This window comes from Bacillus sp. FSL K6-0923 (assembly GCF_038630825.1).
Lineage (GTDB): Bacteria > Bacillota > Bacilli > Bacillales > Bacillaceae > Bacillus > Bacillus pumilus.
In genome coordinates this window covers 3,511,754-3,528,385 of record NZ_CP152044.1, presented here as the reverse complement: position 1 = coordinate 3,528,385, position 16,632 = coordinate 3,511,754, and the positions used below count along the sequence as shown (strand labels likewise).

Genomic DNA, 16,632 nt, shown 5'->3' with positions numbered 1-16,632 from the left:
TTTAAAAAGAAAGCGTTGACATCATAAAATTAACATGATACTTTATAACTATAAACAACATAACCCACAATCTTTTAGGATTGTTACTGGTCAAGCAGGCAAAACCTAAATCATTGTCCCTATCTTTGATAAGGCGTGATTTAGGTTTTTTTGTATCCAAAGACTTATAAAAATTAAATAACGATCAATCGCTATGAAGGATTGTTACTGGTTAAGCAGGCAAAACCTAAATATCGATTAATGTCTGAATCGCTATTTTTCGGACATTAATGGATGTTTAGGTTTTTTCTATATCATGATTTAATCAACGATTGGAGGGTAATACAATGAACCACAAACAAACAGCAAAAGAAGTTCTAGAGCTTGTCGGCGGTGAAAAGAATGTAAAGCAAGTCACGCATTGTATGACAAGACTTCGCTTCAACTTATACGATGAAGGCAAAGCGGATAAAGAGAAGCTGCAATCAACAGACGGGGTCATGGGTGTGAATCAAAGCGGAGGTCAATATCATGTCATTATTGGCAATGATGTTTCAAATGTCTATCAAGCGATGATTGCTGACTCAGGCCTGTCAACAGATGTAAAATCAGGCGGTACAGAAGAAGCGTCAAAACAAAATGTGATATCTAAGCTTTTCGATTTTATCTCTGGTGTCTTCACACCGATTCTTCCAGCCATTGCTGGTGCCGGTATGATCAAAGGGATCTTGGCACTCATGCTTACGTTCCAGTGGATATCGGATAAAAGCAGCACATATGCAATTTTAACAGCTATCGGCGACGGAGCCTTTTACTTCTTACCGATTCTGCTTGCTGTAAGCGTAGCCAAAAAAATTGGCACAAATCAGTATATCGCCGCTGCCATTGCAGCCGCCGCACTGCACCCGCAGTTAACGGCTTTACTAGGCGCAGGAAATACAGAATTTCTAGGGCTACCAGTGGTTGCCGTTGTGTACTCTTCATCGGTCATTCCGATTCTACTCACCATCTGGCTCGGCTCATATGTTGAAAGATTCGCGGAAAAATATAGCCCAAAATCATTGAAGATTATCCTTGTTCCAACGGTCACACTTCTTGTCGTAGTACCAATTATGCTTATTGCAGTAGGACCGCTTGGTGGGATTATCGGAAATGGCCTTTCAGGTGGAATTGATTTATTGTTCAAACATGCAGGTATTTTGGCTGGACTCTTGATCGGTGGCTTCATGTCACCATTGATCATTACGGGCATGCACTATGCACTACTCCCAATTATGATCAACAACATTACGTTAAACGGTTTTGACTTCATTCTTCCAATGATGTTTGTAGCAAATATGGCACAAGCAGGCGCAGCATTCGGTGTCTTCTTAAGATCAAAAAACAAAACATTTAAATCATTGGCGATGTCTACAAGTATCACTGCATTAATGGGTATTACTGAACCTGCTATGTATGGTGTGAACATGCGATTGAAAAAACCGTTCCTTGCAGCCCTCATTGGTGCAGCAGGCGGCGGCGTGTTCATGTCGATCTTTAAAGTAAAATCATATGTGATATCTGGATCAGCAGGTCTCCCGGGTCTCCCGACATTCATTGGCCCAACATTTGTCTACTCTATAATCGGCTTAGTAATTGCCTTTGTCTTAGCAACGATCATGACACTTGTTCTAGGATTCAAAGATGTACCAGTGAAAGATGATACAAAAGCAGACAAACCAGAAGAAAAGAAAGACACAGTAACACTTCAAAATGAAGTGGTACAAAGCCCGCTTGAAGGTCAGCTAAAGCCGCTAAATCAAGTAAATGATGCAACATTCTCTAATGAAATCATGGGTAAAGGTACAGCTATTGTCCCAGCAGTTGGACGTGTAGTAGCTCCATTCAACGGCAAGGTTGAAACCATTTTTCAAACGAAACATGCCATTGGCTTAAAGAGTGACCATGGCACTGAGCTTCTCATTCATGTTGGAATTGATACGGTGAAGCTCGGCGGAAAACATTTCACAAGTCATGTAGAGTCAGGTGATCTTGTTCAAGCAGGAGATGTGCTCGTTGAATTTGATATCGAGGGCATTCAGCAAGAAGGCTATGATGTCACCACACCAATTATTGTGACTAACACAAACGATTTTGCACAAGTTGATGCGAAAACAGAAGGCACGATTTCAGTACAAGAGACACTGCTCACAGTCAGTGTAGAAGAAAATGAGGAGGGCATTCAACATGAACAAGTTAGAAAAAACATTTCCTAAAGGTTTCTTATGGGGCGGCGCTGTTGCGGGCAACCAAATTGAAGGTGCTTATAATAAAGATGGAAAAGGCTTATCGACAGCTGATGTATCACCGCACGGGATTATGCATCCATTCGATGAATCAATGAAAGACTTAAACTTATATCATGATGCGATTGACTTTTACCATCGCTATAAAGAAGATATTGCACTCTTTGCAGAAATGGGATTCAAATGCTTCAGACTCTCTATTTCTTGGCCGCGTATTTTCCCAAATGGCGACGATGCGGAACCAAATGAAGCAGGTCTTGCTTTTTATGACAAAGTATTTGATGAACTGCATAAGCATGGAATTGAACCAGTTGTCACAATTTCTCATTATGAAATGCCGCTTGCACTTGTGAAAAACTACGGCGGTTGGAGAAACCGTAAGCTTGTCGATCTTTATGAAACATATGCGAAAACGTTGTTTACTCGCTTTAAAGACAAAGTGAAGTATTGGATGACCTTTAATGAAATCAACGTCGTGTTACATGCGCCTTTCACTGGCGGTGGACTTGTATTTGAAGAGGGTGATGACGAGAAGAGCATTCAATATCAAGCAGCGCATCACCAATTTGTTGCAAGTGCTTTAGCTGTCAAAGCAGGACACGAAATCATTCCTGATGCGAAAATCGGCTGTATGATTGCAGCGATGACAACTTATCCGTACAGCTCAAGACCAGAAGATATGTTTGCTGCAATGGATCAGGACCGTAAAACATTGTTCTTCTCAGATGTACAGGCAAGAGGCTACTACCCAGGTTACATGAAACGATACTTCCGCGAAAATGGAATTCATATTGAGATCCAAGATGGTGATGAAGACATCCTAAGAAACCATACAGTGGACTATATTGGCTTCAGCTATTACATGAGCTTTGTGACAAGTACAGATCCAGAGGTTCTTGGACAAGTGACTGGCGGTAACCTATTTGAAGGCGTGAAAAACCCTTATCTAGAAGCAAGTGATTGGGGATGGCAAATTGATCCAAAAGGACTTCGTACAACACTAAACCAACTATATGACCGCTACCAAAAACCATTGTTTATCGTAGAAAATGGATTGGGAGCTGTCGATCAAGTAGAAGAAGACGGTTCCATTCAAGACGATTACCGAATTGATTACCTCAGAAGCCATTTGCTAGAGGCGAGAGAAGCCATTGCAGACGGAGTAGACTTGATGGGTTATACAAGCTGGGGCCCAATTGACCTTGTCAGCGCATCAACAGCTGAAATGAAAAAACGCTACGGCTTCATTTATGTCGACCGTGATAACGAAGGAAAAGGTACATTAGATAGAAAGAAAAAGAAAAGCTTTGATTGGTATAAACAAGTGATTGCGACAAATGGTGATCATTTAGATGCATAAAAGAAAAAGGACAAACCGTTTATACTGCGGTTTGTCTTTTTTTCGTCAAGGGGACTATGAAGTCCACACTTGATCTGCAATCTCAATCACATGACGAAGCTTTTCCCATTGCTGCTCTTCTGTTAACAGATTGCCTTCCTCCGTTGAGGCGAACCCGCATTGCGGACTCAAGCAAATCTGGTTAATATCGACGTATTGAGCCGCTTCCGCGATTCGTTTTTTAATCTGTTCAGCCGGCTCAAGCTCACCGTATTTTGAAGTGACAAGCCCTAGTACGATTTGGAGATTTGGGTTTTTCACATAGCGAAGAGGTTCAAAACCGCCAGAACGATCATCGTCGAATTCTAAAAAGAGACCATCCAGATCTAAGCCAGCAAAAATCGTTTCTGCCGCTGCTTCATATCCGCCTTCAGCTGCCCACGTCGATTTAAAGTTACCACGGCAAATGTGCATAGTGATCACCAAATCCTCTGGACGATCAGCAACCGCTTCATTGATTGTCTTTGCAAATGACTCACGCAGTTCATCTTCTTCTCGGCCAAAGGCTTTGATTTGTTCATGCCCTTTTTCAGAAAAGAACACGGCCCATGCTGTATCATCCAGCTGTAGATAACGGCAGCCTGCATCATAAAAAGCACGGATGGCTTTCTTATACGCTTGTGCCACATCATGGTGGAATGCCTCTAGGCTGTCGTATACTCCTTCTTCAAGCTTTCCACGGAAAAAGAGCATATTCGGACTTGGAATCGTCATTTTAGCTGTATGATCACCAGCGATGCTGTGAAGGAATCGATAATCCTCCAGCATTGGATGATCGGTAAAGTCGATCTTGCCCGTTACCTTGATGCCCCGCGCTTTTGTCGTTGTATTGTGGAATTGAATACCTTGATCCGCTTCAAATCCTTCGACTCCATCTAATCCCTCAAGAAAGTCAAAATGCCACCAAGCACGTCTGAACTCTCCATCTGTGACAACCTCTAATCCAATCTCCTTTTGCTTCTCGACAATACGAGTAATTTCTTCATTTTCAATTTGTCGGAGCTGCTCTGCTGTGAGTGTACCGTCTGCTTTTTGCTTGCGTGCTTCCTTGATACGTTCTGAACGAAGTAAACTGCCTACTTGATCTGCGCGAAATGGCGGTTTCGTTGTTTTCTTTCCAATGGTTTGTACTTGTGTCATGCTGAATCCCTTCTTTCTACAGGTTAAAAATCAAATAAAAAAGCTCTTCCTTGGATAAGGAAGAGCATCATATACTGAGAGAACTCTGCCTTATCTTCAAACAAGCATCTGCTTGCTTAAGGAATTAGCACCATTCTGTTCCAAGGAACAGCGGTTGCCGGGTTTCACAGGGCCAGTCCCTCCACCACTCTTAATAAGGTTACCTTTTGATTCAATTTTCTTAATAAACATAATTATTCAACTTTTTCGAGAGAAAGTCAATGGTTTTTACAGTTAATTTTCTACATGAACAAATCAGCGACGAGAACACCTGCTAGTCCGACAAGTGAAAGAACGGTCACCATCAAGGTCCACGTTTTAAAGGTTTGGGCCATAGACAGGTTGAAGTATTCTTTATAAATCCAGAAACCCGCATCATTCACGTGAGAGAACGTAATACTGCCGGCACCTGTTGCGATCACCATTAATTCTGGGCTCACACCTGTCAATCCAATCAAAGGAGCAGAAATGCCTGCCGCTGTGAGACCGGCGACAGTGGCTGATCCTAAAGATACACGAAGGACCGCGGCAATCAGCCAGGTGAGAAGCAGTGGAGAAAGTGTGCTTCCTTGCATGACTCCTGCAATGTATTGATCAACACCGCTATCAATGAGCACCTGTTTAAAGGCGCCGCCACCTGCAATAATTAATAAAATCATTGCAATAGAACCGATAGAATCTGTGATCGATTTCATCACATCCTGCATGCTCTTGCCTCTGCCAAGTCCAAACGTGTAGATAGCAAGAAGCACGGAGATTAACAGTGCAATGGCCGGTTCGCCTAAAAACTCAGCGGTTAGCAGTAATGGAGAGGACGGGAAGAAAATTTCTAAAAATGCTCTGAATGTCATGAGCAGTACAGGCAAAACAGCGGTGAAAATGCTAATGCCGAAGCTTGGCATTTCTTCTTCTGTAAATTCCTTTGGATTAAACAAGTTCTTTGGAATATGTGCGTGTAACTGATCTTGTTTAAATAGCTTCGTAAAGAGAAGTCCGCCTACTAAAACAGCAGGAATCGCTAAAATAATCCCAACTAATAAGGTTTGTCCCATGTTTGCTTGAAAGACATTTGCAATGGCAGTCGGCCCTGGATGAGGAGGGAGGAAGCCATGTGTGGTGATGAGTGCAGCGACGAGGGGCATACCCACATAAAGCACAGGAAGTCTTGCAGCTTGTGCGATCGTAAAGACTAGTGGAATTAAGATAATGAATCCGGTTTCATAAAATAGAGCAATTCCGATGACAAATCCAGTCAGCATCGTTGCCCATTGAATTCTTCCAATACCGAATCGGTCAATGAGTGTCATCGCAATACGCTGAGCTCCGCCAGAATCAGCCATCAATTTACCAAGCATCGCACCAAAACCGAGAACGAGTGCGAGGTGCCCGAGCGTACTGCCGAGTCCTTTTTCGACAGAAGCAATCGCTTCAAGTGGTGACATTCCTTCTAAAACAGCAACAATTAAAGAAACAATAATCAAAGATATGAAAGCGTTTAACTTAAAGACAACCATGAGTAAAAGCAATAATAAAACGCCAAGTCCGATAAACACTAACGACATCATCTTTCCTCCTTTGTGGTGCATAAGGGAGCGCGAAAACACCCCCTATGCTTTATCCTTCAAGTATGTCTACAGCTTCTTTTAACGTATCCCTTGAACCAACATTTCCCGGGAAAATCACATAAGACATAAAAGGGAATTTACTATCTTCGCCTGTTTGCCACACGGGAATCCCTGGTCTGATCTGCCCTGCTACGGTTGCACGTTTCACGTGAAGTCCTCTAGTACCAATATCGCTCGAGGTAATGCCACCTTTGGCAATGAGATACTTAGGACGAATTGTGAGACGCTGGACAATGCTTGTCACAGCATCACTAATTTTTACAGAGAGCTTCAATTCTTCCTCCTGACGATCATTCCCAAGATCAAGCCGTTCTCTTCTTGTATAAACAGCCACAGATTGACCAGATGCTAATAATGCTTCAGTTTGCTGAATCACGCGGTCAATTTCTTGTTGGAATGCTTCAGGCTCTAGCACGAGGTGTGTATTGAATTCAATAAAAGCTACCTCTTTATTTTGTTGAAGCGCCTTTAATTGATCTGTTGTCTTCTTCACATGAGACCCAATCATAATGAGACCACCGTGCGAGCTTTCTTCCTGTATCAAGTCATGTCTTGTTAATAAGGCACGATCCCCTATACCGCCAAGAACTTTTGTAAGTGCCGCCGCACTTCTGAACATGAGTTGCTTTCCTGCTTGAATGGCCTCAATGAGAGCGGTGACAAAGACTTTGACATCGTCATAGTCCACAGCGTTTACAACCACCTTTTTAAAATCGGTCACACTCAAGAGCTGTTTTTTTATTTCATCAATTCGTAAAGCCCGTAGATCATCTAACGAAATGTAGGTGGTGTTCTCTTTCGTGAACAATCCGTCTGACTTTTCTTCAATCCATTCTCCGAGATGAGATGATTGAAAGCCGAATGTGCGGTCTCGTGCAAATTCTGTGTCACCAGCAGGAATGAATTCGTGTCCTTCTTGGACGTAATGAATATTGTTGATCGTCAAGCGTCCACCTTCTTGGAAAAAAGGAAGAAGGATTTCTCCATCGAATTGGCGGGAACTTTGTTGTTCAATCGTGGTTCTGAGTACGTCAGTTTCCAGCGGAAAGTGTCCACGAAGAGTGGAATCTCCTCGGCTGATAATGATGAAATCCTGATCAACCCGTTCCGCTACCTTTACAATGGTTGAAGCGATTGTTTCGTGCACAGCCGCCGTTTCCTTCTCTGTCATACTGCGAGAGTTGGTCAAAATAAAGAACATGCGGCTGTCTTCAAGAAAACCGGCTTCGATGCTTTCTTCTGACCAATCGGTGAAAACAGAGACGCCATGTACGGTTTGAATCCCTGTTGGATCATCATCTAATACAATGACTTTATGATGAAAGCTGTTCAGTGCTTGTTCGTATGCTGATTGAATAATCTTTACATCCGTTTTCGGAAGGGCATTCAGTATGTCAGTGCTTTTCTTCATGACTATCTCATCCTTTCTTCACTTCGACATGAGCCATTTTTTCGTAATATTGAACGATGCCGCCATGGTCAAGCCCAGATTTTCCGTCCGCTTTGAGCGCGTGGAAAATTTCGAGCAGCTGGCTAGAAAGCGGGAGAGGAACGCCGATATCATGAGCAGTTTCCATCACATTGGTTAAATCCTTTAAGTTGATGTCGATACGTCCGCCTGGTTCAAAGTTTCGTTCTAAAATGAGAGGGACCTTTGCATCGAGAACAGCACTTCCTGCCAGCCCACCGCGAATGGCTTCATACATTTTGTCAATGGCAATGCCCGATTTAGCAGCAAGAACGAGCGCCTCGGACATAGCGGCAATATTTAAGTTGACGATGATTTGATTGGCGAGCTTCGCTGTTGTTCCGCTTCCATTTGTGCCAACTAATACAACCTCTGTGCCCATCGCAAGCAGGACATCCTTCACTTGCTCAAAGATGGCTTCTTCGCCGCCAGCCATGATGGCAAGTGTTCCGTCTATTGCCTTCGGTTCTCCGCCGCTGACAGGCGCATCGATAAATTCCACCTGATGCTGTTTTGTAAGAGCAGCTAAAGCTCTAGAAGTAACAGGGGAAATTGAGCTCATATCTACGACAATAGTGCCAGGTTTAGCTGTAGCTAAAATACCATGATCACCTGAAACAACTGCCTCTACATGCTCTCCTTTAGGAAGCATTGTAATAATGATATCGCTTTCAGTAGCGGCATCAGCTGCTGAAACGGCACCTTTTGCTCCGGCTTTTTGTAACGCTTGAATCGCTTCCTCATTTAGATCGAACACAGTCACAGTATGACCGGCTTTTAATAGATTGAGTGCCATAGGCTTTCCCATAATACCTAATCCAATGAATCCAATTTTCTTTGTCACATGGAACGCCTCCTATAGAAAACCCTTACAAAAAGCGCTTTCTTTTTCGTTTGTTAGTATATATACTATCTTTCGTTTTTTATAGTAGTAAATAAACTATTGTTCATTTAATGTACATGACGTGATAGGAATGTGTCAACGGAAAATATGAGAAAAGTCACAAAAAAAGACCGGAATCAGCTCCGGCCTTTTGCGTTCATGTTTTATTTTTAGCTACGGCTAATCGAGATCTTTTCACATTTTCTATGGCATTTGATCCTAGTTCTAAAACAGCGGCAACGTATAGTACATCAATGATCACAAGCTGGTTAATACGGGAGATCATGGAGTCAGATCGATAGGTTGTCTCCCTAGAGGAACTGAGCAGATGAAAGTCAGATCGCTTTGCGAGCTCTGATTTCGGATAGCTGGTGATAGAGGCAACCTTTGCTCCCTTTTCTTTAGCAAATTGCACGGCATCAAGAATTTCTCTACTCTCTCCTGAATGGGAGATCGCAACGATAAAATCGTGTTCCGTGGCGTGAGTTGCAATCATGTTCATCATATGCGGATCACTGCATAGACTCACTTCAAAACCAAGCTGGAGGAACTTATGATAAGCATCCCCAGCAATAAAGCTGGATGCACCGGCTCCGAAGAAGACGGTTTTATGTGCCTGATTCATTTGTTCAATGAATTGCGTGACGGCATGGTCTTCTAATATATGTTTCATGTCTTGAATAGAGTTTGTTGTTAACTCTATGACCTTATGTTTAATGTCAGCTACACTATCGGATGCCTCGATCTCACCGTATATGGACTGGGGTGTATTGGTTGCTATATCCTGTGCGACATGGACACGAAACACTTGGTACGATTCATAGCCAATTTTCCGTAAAAACCGAAAGATCGTCGTTTCACTTGTATTGCATTCAGCAGCGAGTGCACTAATGGAATGAAGCACAACTTTCTGAGGGTTTTCTAAAATGTAATTGGCAATCTTTTTCTGGGTTGGAGACAAACTATGAAACGTCGTCCGAATGTGACTAAAAATATTCTCTTCTATGATAAACACCACACTTCATCTAGCATTCTACATTAAGCATACAGGAACTTATGAAAACGGTAAACAAACCCGAAGTGGAAAAAGGAAGAATAATATGGAAATATTGCTTCTTTTGGTTCTTTTGTCATGGTATACTCAATTGGTAATAGACAAAAATGGGGGTTTTTACTATGACAATGAAAAAAGGCCTAACGATCAGTCTGCTCATTTTTTCACTGATTGTTTCGTTGTTTGCGCCAGTTGGATCTGCGGATGCCAAACAAGCAAAAAAAGCGAAAGTAAGCACACACTATTATAAAAAGAAAAAAACGTTTAAATATGCACAGGTGAAAAACCTAAGTAAGGCGCATATGAAAACCATCAATCGTGATTTAAAAGAAGACATCGCGTTCTCTTATTCTACTTACTTGTTCTTAAAGGACGAAGCGAAAAAGGAAGGCTTTGGGAAGATCACGTACGAAAGATCGTTTAAAACGAAATTTAACAATGGGAAGAAACTCAGTATCTTAAACTATGACTACATGAATGATGGTGGAATGCACGGCGATACGATGGTTTCCAGCATGAACTATGTGCTAACGAAGAAAAAGACAAAGCAAGTGTTCTTGACAGACGTTGTGAAAACAAAGAAAAAGCGTACAAAAGTAAGAGATTATATTTATAACTACACAAAGAAACATAAAAGCAAATTCTATGCGAACCTGAAAAAAAGAGACATTGAAATTAACTACAACACGCAGTATTACTTCACGAAAAAGGGAATTGCTGTTGTCTTCCAACCATATGAGATTTCACCTTACTATGTAGGAATTCCGATGATTCAAGTTCCTGCGAAGGTATATAAATAAAAAAACGACCACTGTATCTGGTCGTTTTTTGCTATTTACTCAATCAAAAAGAGCCCCTTATGAGGCTCTTTTTTTAGATTTATACTTGTTTAGGTGCCTCGTTTAGTGGGTGACGGCGTTTTCCGTTGTAGTGGCGGCGCATACGAAAGATTTCAAACTCCGAAAGCTCTGCGCTTTTTCGTTTTGGTGTGCGGTTATCTTTTTTGAAAGAGAATAGTAAGTAGCAGCAAAGTGAAGCGATAATCAATAAAATCATCATATGACATTCCTCCAATTCATCCTATTCTTTAAGTGTAGACAGGGTGAGTGATGTTTATAACTGAAAATAAGCAGCAAATCGGTTTAGTTCTTAAGGTTTAGATGATCTGCTAATTTAGGTCTAAAATACCGGTTGTTTTTAACTATTATATTTCCAGTTATTGCACTCGTCAAGAAGAATTTTTCTGGGGTTGTCTCTATTAGTACGAATAAGTGTCATAAAAGTTTCAGAAAATTGTAAACTTTTATTAAAAAACCGTTCCCGAACAGGAACGGTTTTAAACATATCTATGCTTTTTCTTCAAATAGACGGGCGATTTCAACGATGACTTCTGTTGCTTTCACCATGTTCTCGACAGAAATAAATTCATATTTACCGTGGAAGTTTTCCCCGCCAGTAAAGATGTTTGGCGTTGGAAGACCTTTATATGAAAGCTGGGAGCCATCTGTACCGCCGCGGATCGGTTCGATCACAGGTGTCACTGAGCGGTTTTCCATTGCTTCATGGGCAATATCCACAATATGTTTCACCGGCTCAATTTTTTCTCTCATATTATAATATTGATCTTGAATTTTGAGATTGATGCTGTTTTCTCCGTAAATGGCTTTTAAGTCATTTGCTATTTTTTCAAATAGTGCTTTGCGATCGTTAAATTTGTCTTTATCAAAATCACGAATAATATATTGCAGCTCTGCTTCTTCAACTTCTCCTACAAACTTCGTGAGATGGAAAAATCCTTCGTAGCCTTCTGTGTATTCCGGAGATTCATCAGAAGGAAGCTTGTTATGGAAGAGCATCCCAATCTTCGCAGCGCTGACCATTTTGTCCTTTGCTGTCCCAGGGTGGACGTTGTTTCCTTTAATGGATACTTTCGCACCTGCTGCATTGAAGCTTTCATATTGCAGCTCCCCGAGCGGTCCTCCGTCAATTGTATACGCATAGGAAGCGCCAAAGGCATCCACATCAAATTTGTGCGGCCCTCTGCCAATCTCTTCATCTGGTGTAAAGGCGACGCGAATTTTTCCATGCTTGATTTCTGGATGCTCGATCAGGTAATGCATGGCAGTCATAATTTCTGCGATACCCGCTTTGTTATCTGCACCAAGCAAGGTTGTGCCATCTGTTGTGATCAGCGTATGTCCTTGATACTTTTGTAAATTTGGAAACTGTGATGGAGATAAAACGATATGTAAATCTTCATTTAAGGTGATGTCGCCGCCTTGATAGTTTTCATGAAGCTGCGGTTTCACATTCTTGCCAGTGAAGTCAGTCGCTGTGTCGATGTGAGCCAGGAAGCCAATAGTGGGTACGTCTTTTTCTGTGTTAGACGGGATCGTTCCCATGACATAGCCGTTTTCATCCATTGTCACTTCTTGAATTCCGATGGACTTCATTTCTTCAACTAGCTGTCTCGCTAAGTTCAACTGTCCTTCAGTCGATGGGCAGCTTTCCTTATCTGCATCCGACTGTGTATCTACCTTCACATAACTTGTGAATCGCTGAATCATTTCTTCTTTCATGTATACGTCACTCCTTTTGTAGAATACGTTCATTTTATCACGTCTTGAATGCGCTTCATAACAAGAAAGGCTTTCTCTGGCAATTAGAGAGGAAAAAGACCTACTTTCATTTTGTGATGTGTTGAATGGTTCTTTAGGGTGATTTTTTTGGGTGTCTTTTTATTTATAATGAGGACATATAAAATCATCCATTTGTACGTTAAATTGGGAGAAAGGGGTGCGAAAGTTGGATTCTAGTCAAACGCTGGCACTCGCTCAAAAGTTTCAGGAAGCAGCTGAGGAGATTCGGCAGTCAAAGCAGTTGCTTGTGAATCGGCTCAAGGCAGTAGGATCAGGCTGGCAGGGAGAAGCAAGGAATAAATTTGATCAAAGCTTTGAGGAAACAACGGCACGCTATGATCAATTCGAAAAGGATTTGCTTGAAACAAGTCAGGAACTGCGCGATGCAGCAGTTAAAATCGAGGAACGGAAAGCTGAAATAGCCAGAATGGAAGAGCTTGAGCGAAAGAGACAAGAAGAACGGAGAGAAAGAAATCGAGAAGGGAGATGATGTGATGGCACGTGACATAGTGGTTGATCCAGATAAGCTGACAGGGCTGGCGAATGATGTTGTAGGCGAACTTTCTGTCATAGAAACGAAGCACCGCGATTTACATAGTGAACTGGATGGTCTCATTTTAGGCTGTGATCCTCGGTATAGAAGCTGTTTTTCAGGCGTCGGGGATGCATGGGGAGCAGGACAAGCGTTGATCAGTAAATTGAGCAGTGATGATATTGCGATTCGTCATGCAAAAGATAAAATGGTCGAAGCGGATGATATTTTACGGAAATTGTACAGTATCTATGATCAATATGGTACACTCACGAGCTTAGCTGGTATTGTGATGATGCAGGCGAAATACTACGGGCTTGGGATGACAACCTTCATTAAAGACAATGGCCGTTATGCAGCGCAGCATTCAAAGCTGCTGCTTGATCTGACCAGCCGGGTAGAAGGAACGAGATTTGACCGACTAGCAAGGATTTGGCTGAGTAAAAAAGAATTATTAAAACGATCAAACTGGTCGATGGCTGATTTGGTTCATAAGAAATTCACAAAATTTTATCCTGACGATACAGTTGCATTCACGAATAGTGTCCGTGACTTTACAAAAGGAAGTATCAATTGGAAGGACACAGCTGCGATCAAGTCTGTTTTGAAAAATGGATCAAGATTCGCCAAAGGAAATGCCATCATTGCAACGGTTGTCACTGGCGCAACAGAAACGGTCGGTTGTGGTTTGAAAATTGCTGAGAACTATGCAGAATTCGGTGATCAGCCAGAAGTCCTTAAGCGTGAAAATGCGAAGGCTGTTGGAAATGCAGTGAACAATACGGTCTTTATTGCTGGCGGGTCTGTCGCAGGTGCCGTTGTCGGAGGAGCTCTTGGAAGCTTTGCGGGACCGATTGGAACCGTCGTTGGAGGAGCCATTGGTTCCGCAGTCGGTGGATTTATAGGAGAAAAAGTCGCCAAGTTGACATCAGGCTTTGCTGAGCAGGTTGCAGTGAAATTAAAGGATCCAATTCATGCGGTCGTGGATAAAGGGAAACAAGCATTCGAGCTGGCGGGTCAAGGTGTGAAAGCAGTTAATGACACCATTGATCAGGCAAATCAGGTGATACATAAAGGGATAGAAAAAACAAAAGAAACCGCAGATTCGCTCATAAAAGGTGCAGGCGATTTCTTTAAGGGTGCATTTTCTTTTGGATAAGGAGAGATCAAGTTGGATCAGCTAAGTCTAAGTATTGAGGAACTCATCTTTAGTTTTTACAGTGAAGGCTATTTTGAACAAGGCATGTCCTTAAAGGAAGCCTATTATCCTGATGTAGAGGACGAGCGCCTAGGGTTTTTATTTGAAATTGCATGTCGCTCTTTGCTCGCAAAAGGTGTACTTGAATTTCGAAACAGACAATATCGTTATAAAGCGGAATACCGTCATTTCATCCAGGCGATGAATGACGCATCTCACACCGTCAAGGCGTCTCGATTTGGGGATGAAGATGAAGAAGTCAGTACCTCCTTTCATACGACACAGATGGGCGTATATGCGCACCATACGCTGTATGATCAACAAGTCCATCAGATTCAAAAACTGAAAGACGACCAGCAGGCAGAGAAGCAAGTGACGGCCTTTTTCAACATAAAGATGAGTGATCACCCTGAATCTGTCATTACTCTGCAAGCAGAGGAATTTGAAAAGCTATTAGAGCAAGCAAGTGAGGCGAATAATGAGTGGCCCTCCTTCCTTCATCGAGCAGAGAACGAAGAACTCGTGCAGGCATTTGTTTCTGATGTACAGAAGAGAAAAGGAAAGATGGACTCCCTAATGAAGGTCGTCTACGACAAAAATAATACGCCTGATGTGGAATCCATGTTATTTGTCATTCCAGGTGAGAAACAGTCGTGGCTTGTGTCGGGAATAAAAGAAAGTGAATTTCGCGTGGAGACGGCTCATAGAGACGGATTACGTTCTATATTCTAATGGAGAAAAGGAGAATGACGCTTGAATCCAAGTGATGTAATAGAAGTGAGAAGCAGGACCTTTCTAAGGGTATGGGCATTCTTAGCAACGGGCGGCTTCGGTATCATCGGTATTTGGCTGTTTTCAGAAGCTCTTACATTTGAATCGAATTATACATTGTTTTTATTTTTAGGCGGATTATTAGGCATTTTCTATGGCTTGATCTCTTTTTTGATGATTCTACCGGCTTTTACGAAGAGGGGAAACGTGATTTTTCGCATTCAGCGCGGAAAAAATGGTGCTGTTCTGCATCGAGAGCGGACGATCCCTTTTCATGATATTCAATCCATTGATATGCGCAGGCATCGGTACAGTGTAAGAGGATTTCTCTTCATGGATGTGCTCATTCGGACAATAGATGGGAAATTGATTAAGATTCCAGCGTACAGTATTTTAGATGAAGAAGTATTCGAGCAAACCGTCAAACAAGAGATCTACCCACATTTAAATCAGGCAGCCCAAGAGAGCTGGAGACAGCAGCATGGTCAGGTCGAAGAATAGATTAACTAGGTAGTATTTTCCAATATTCTAAAGGATGAGGCGCCACTTTTTCGAAAAAATCGTGTATGATGTCAGTAAACACTGAACACTCGGAGAGGTGATGAGAGATGGATAAAGAGATGGTAATCGACCTCGTCACAGAACAAATGGCACGGATTCGAAAAGAAAAGAATTATACGCAGGACCGCATGGCTGAGGTACTTGGTTTATCGAAACGGCATTTGCAGCAGGTTGAAAAAAACAGGCTTCGCCTCAATTGGACGCAAACTGCGGCCGTATGTGCATTATTCAGGGACAGTGACATTTTAAAAGGGACACTTGGGGATGATCCGCTTGAGATTCTGGAAGTTGTGGCACATGATGAATTGCATCTATCGGTGGAACGTACAATCGGCGGAAAGGTTTGGTGGCGGACGTCTATCAAAAAAGGCACATTTCGTCTTCAGCAAAATGTGCTGAGTCAGCATTACCGCATCTTAGATGATGAGAATTATCGCTATTATAGTTCATTTAATAAAGAAGAAGCGAAGCGGCGCTTAGAGGAATTAAGTCAGCTGTCTTCTCCTTATTCTTAAGCAGCTGAAAAAGGAAAGAGAGGCACCCGATTAATAGGGGCCTCTCTTTTCGGTGTTTTATACTTTTAGGGTGTTTTTCGCCCGAATAAAGGCAACAAGCTGTTTGATTTCTTCATCATTTAGGGGAACCCCGTCTACAAGGATTGTTCCTTCTTTTGCTTCCGTCAGTTCAATTTTGATATCAGAGATTTTACGTTGTATCTCTGGCTCGTCCGTTCTACCAAGTAAAAAATCAATGGACGTATCATACAAATCAGCCAGGCGCTTCACTGCTTCAAGCGAAGGTCGTCGGTACCCAGATTCGTAACCGGCATAGGTGCTTTTGGCGATACCTAGGCGATCTGCCGTATGCTGGAGAGACCATTTTTTCTTTTTTCTAAGAGTGGTTAAACGATCGAGTATCATTACATGAACGCTCCTTTATATACAACAACAGTATATCATATTTTGTAATAGAATGTACGCGTTATGCGTAATAATTTCTTGATTAATTCGCGTTATGTGACTATAATGGCAATGAAGGTACGCGTAAAGCGTATATTAT

General features: G+C 42.1%; 16 protein-coding genes and 1 riboswitch. Of the genes, 8 read left to right on the top strand and 8 right to left on the bottom strand.

Annotation, left to right across the window (positions count from 1 at the left end):
- The first annotated feature begins 326 nt into the window (after positions 1-326).
- Both MHI16_RS18120 and MHI16_RS18115 read left to right on the top strand, forming a co-directional pair.
- On the top strand, positions 327-2,234 hold the full coding sequence (locus tag MHI16_RS18120; RefSeq protein ID WP_058013318.1) for a beta-glucoside-specific PTS transporter subunit IIABC: 1,908 nt from the start codon (positions 327-329) through the stop codon (positions 2,232-2,234).
- Positions 2,206-3,624: a glycoside hydrolase family 1 protein gene (locus MHI16_RS18115; protein WP_058013319.1), complete on the top strand. Its 1,419-nt coding sequence runs from the start codon at positions 2,206-2,208 to the stop codon at positions 3,622-3,624. Before MHI16_RS18120 ends, MHI16_RS18115 begins: the two co-directional genes overlap by 29 nt.
- A gap of 54 nt (positions 3,625-3,678) precedes the next feature.
- Here MHI16_RS18115 and MHI16_RS18110 read toward each other — a convergent pair whose 3' ends face one another.
- From MHI16_RS18110 to MHI16_RS18090, 5 genes are all read right to left on the bottom strand, one after another.
- Positions 3,679-4,803, bottom strand: a complete 1,125-nt coding sequence (locus tag MHI16_RS18110; protein ID WP_058013320.1) for a 5-methyltetrahydropteroyltriglutamate--homocysteine S-methyltransferase — start codon at positions 4,801-4,803, stop codon at positions 3,679-3,681.
- A gap of 87 nt (positions 4,804-4,890) precedes the next feature.
- Positions 4,891-5,003, bottom strand: a riboswitch (SAM riboswitch).
- A gap of 81 nt (positions 5,004-5,084) precedes the next feature.
- Complete coding sequence (locus MHI16_RS18105; RefSeq protein WP_058013321.1) at positions 5,085-6,404, bottom strand: gluconate:H+ symporter; 1,320 nt, start codon at positions 6,402-6,404, stop codon at positions 5,085-5,087.
- A 52-nt stretch (positions 6,405-6,456) separates the two neighbouring features.
- On the bottom strand, positions 6,457-7,878 hold the full coding sequence (locus MHI16_RS18100) for a four-carbon acid sugar kinase family protein (protein ID WP_058013322.1): 1,422 nt from the start codon (positions 7,876-7,878) through the stop codon (positions 6,457-6,459).
- 7 nt (positions 7,879-7,885) lie between these two features.
- Positions 7,886-8,779: a 2-hydroxy-3-oxopropionate reductase gene (gene garR, locus MHI16_RS18095; RefSeq protein WP_058013323.1), complete on the bottom strand. Its 894-nt coding sequence runs from the start codon at positions 8,777-8,779 to the stop codon at positions 7,886-7,888.
- Positions 8,780-8,975: 196 nt separating this feature from the next.
- Positions 8,976-9,833 carry a MurR/RpiR family transcriptional regulator gene (locus MHI16_RS18090; protein WP_186306799.1) on the bottom strand — a complete coding sequence of 286 codons (858 nt, stop codon included), beginning with the start codon at positions 9,831-9,833 and terminating at the stop codon, positions 8,976-8,978.
- A gap of 161 nt (positions 9,834-9,994) precedes the next feature.
- Here MHI16_RS18090 and MHI16_RS18085 point away from each other — a divergent pair, with 161 nt between their 5' ends.
- A complete protein-coding gene (locus MHI16_RS18085; protein WP_058013325.1) occupies positions 9,995-10,672 on the top strand; it encodes a DUF3298 and DUF4163 domain-containing protein in 678 nt (225 codons plus the stop codon).
- Between the two features lie 79 nt (positions 10,673-10,751).
- Here MHI16_RS18085 and MHI16_RS18080 read toward each other — a convergent pair whose 3' ends face one another.
- The gene (locus tag MHI16_RS18080) at positions 10,752-10,931 is read right to left on the bottom strand and encodes a hypothetical protein (RefSeq protein ID WP_041816054.1); all 180 of its coding nucleotides are present in this window, start codon (positions 10,929-10,931) and stop codon (positions 10,752-10,754) included.
- A gap of 287 nt (positions 10,932-11,218) precedes the next feature.
- Positions 11,219-12,451, bottom strand: coding sequence for a peptidase T (gene pepT, locus MHI16_RS18075; RefSeq protein ID WP_058013326.1), 1,233 nt, complete (start codon positions 12,449-12,451; stop codon positions 11,219-11,221).
- Between the two features lie 226 nt (positions 12,452-12,677).
- Between pepT and MHI16_RS18070 the strand changes: the two genes are divergently transcribed.
- From MHI16_RS18070 to MHI16_RS18050, 5 genes are all read left to right on the top strand, one after another.
- Positions 12,678-13,001 carry a WXG100 family type VII secretion target gene (locus MHI16_RS18070; RefSeq protein WP_058013327.1) on the top strand — a complete coding sequence of 108 codons (324 nt, stop codon included), beginning with the start codon at positions 12,678-12,680 and terminating at the stop codon, positions 12,999-13,001.
- Between the two features lie 4 nt (positions 13,002-13,005).
- The gene (locus tag MHI16_RS18065; RefSeq protein ID WP_268466909.1) at positions 13,006-14,202 is read left to right on the top strand and encodes a glycine zipper domain-containing protein; all 1,197 of its coding nucleotides are present in this window, start codon (positions 13,006-13,008) and stop codon (positions 14,200-14,202) included.
- Between the two features lie 12 nt (positions 14,203-14,214).
- The gene (locus MHI16_RS18060) at positions 14,215-14,973 is read left to right on the top strand and encodes a hypothetical protein (protein WP_058013328.1); all 759 of its coding nucleotides are present in this window, start codon (positions 14,215-14,217) and stop codon (positions 14,971-14,973) included.
- Between the two features lie 21 nt (positions 14,974-14,994).
- Positions 14,995-15,513 carry a YfjD family protein gene (locus tag MHI16_RS18055; RefSeq protein ID WP_058013329.1) on the top strand — a complete coding sequence of 173 codons (519 nt, stop codon included), beginning with the start codon at positions 14,995-14,997 and terminating at the stop codon, positions 15,511-15,513.
- 107 nt (positions 15,514-15,620) lie between these two features.
- Positions 15,621-16,088 (top strand): helix-turn-helix transcriptional regulator, encoded by a 468-nt coding sequence (locus tag MHI16_RS18050; RefSeq protein ID WP_012011745.1) that lies wholly within the window; start codon positions 15,621-15,623, stop codon positions 16,086-16,088.
- 57 nt (positions 16,089-16,145) lie between these two features.
- On the opposite strand, the gene MHI16_RS18045 is transcribed toward MHI16_RS18050, so the two are convergent.
- On the bottom strand, positions 16,146-16,493 hold the full coding sequence (locus tag MHI16_RS18045) for a helix-turn-helix transcriptional regulator (RefSeq protein ID WP_003214932.1): 348 nt from the start codon (positions 16,491-16,493) through the stop codon (positions 16,146-16,148).
- Positions 16,494-16,632 lie beyond the last annotated feature (139 nt).

What these genes read in the sequence shown, in the direction of transcription:
- MHI16_RS18045 (WP_003214932.1), bottom strand. Translation starts at nt 16,493, where the DNA reads ATGATACTCGATCGTTTAACCACTCTTAGAAAAAAGAAAAAATGGTCT.
- MHI16_RS18050 (WP_012011745.1), top strand. Translation starts at nt 15,621, where the DNA reads ATGGATAAAGAGATGGTAATCGACCTCGTCACAGAACAAATGGCACGG.
- MHI16_RS18100 (WP_058013322.1), bottom strand. Translation starts at nt 7,878, where the DNA reads ATGAAGAAAAGCACTGACATACTGAATGCCCTTCCGAAAACGGATGTA.
- MHI16_RS18115 (WP_058013319.1), top strand. Translation starts at nt 2,206, where the DNA reads ATGAACAAGTTAGAAAAAACATTTCCTAAAGGTTTCTTATGGGGCGGC.
- MHI16_RS18105 (WP_058013321.1), bottom strand. Translation starts at nt 6,404, where the DNA reads ATGTCGTTAGTGTTTATCGGACTTGGCGTTTTATTATTGCTTTTACTC.
- MHI16_RS18065 (WP_268466909.1), top strand. Translation starts at nt 13,006, where the DNA reads ATGGCACGTGACATAGTGGTTGATCCAGATAAGCTGACAGGGCTGGCG.
- MHI16_RS18080 (WP_041816054.1), bottom strand. Translation starts at nt 10,931, where the DNA reads ATGATGATTTTATTGATTATCGCTTCACTTTGCTGCTACTTACTATTC.
- MHI16_RS18085 (WP_058013325.1), top strand. Translation starts at nt 9,995, where the DNA reads ATGACAATGAAAAAAGGCCTAACGATCAGTCTGCTCATTTTTTCACTG.
- pepT (WP_058013326.1), bottom strand. Translation starts at nt 12,451, where the DNA reads ATGAAAGAAGAAATGATTCAGCGATTCACAAGTTATGTGAAGGTAGAT.
- MHI16_RS18110 (WP_058013320.1), bottom strand. Translation starts at nt 4,803, where the DNA reads ATGACACAAGTACAAACCATTGGAAAGAAAACAACGAAACCGCCATTT.
- MHI16_RS18120 (WP_058013318.1), top strand. Translation starts at nt 327, where the DNA reads ATGAACCACAAACAAACAGCAAAAGAAGTTCTAGAGCTTGTCGGCGGT.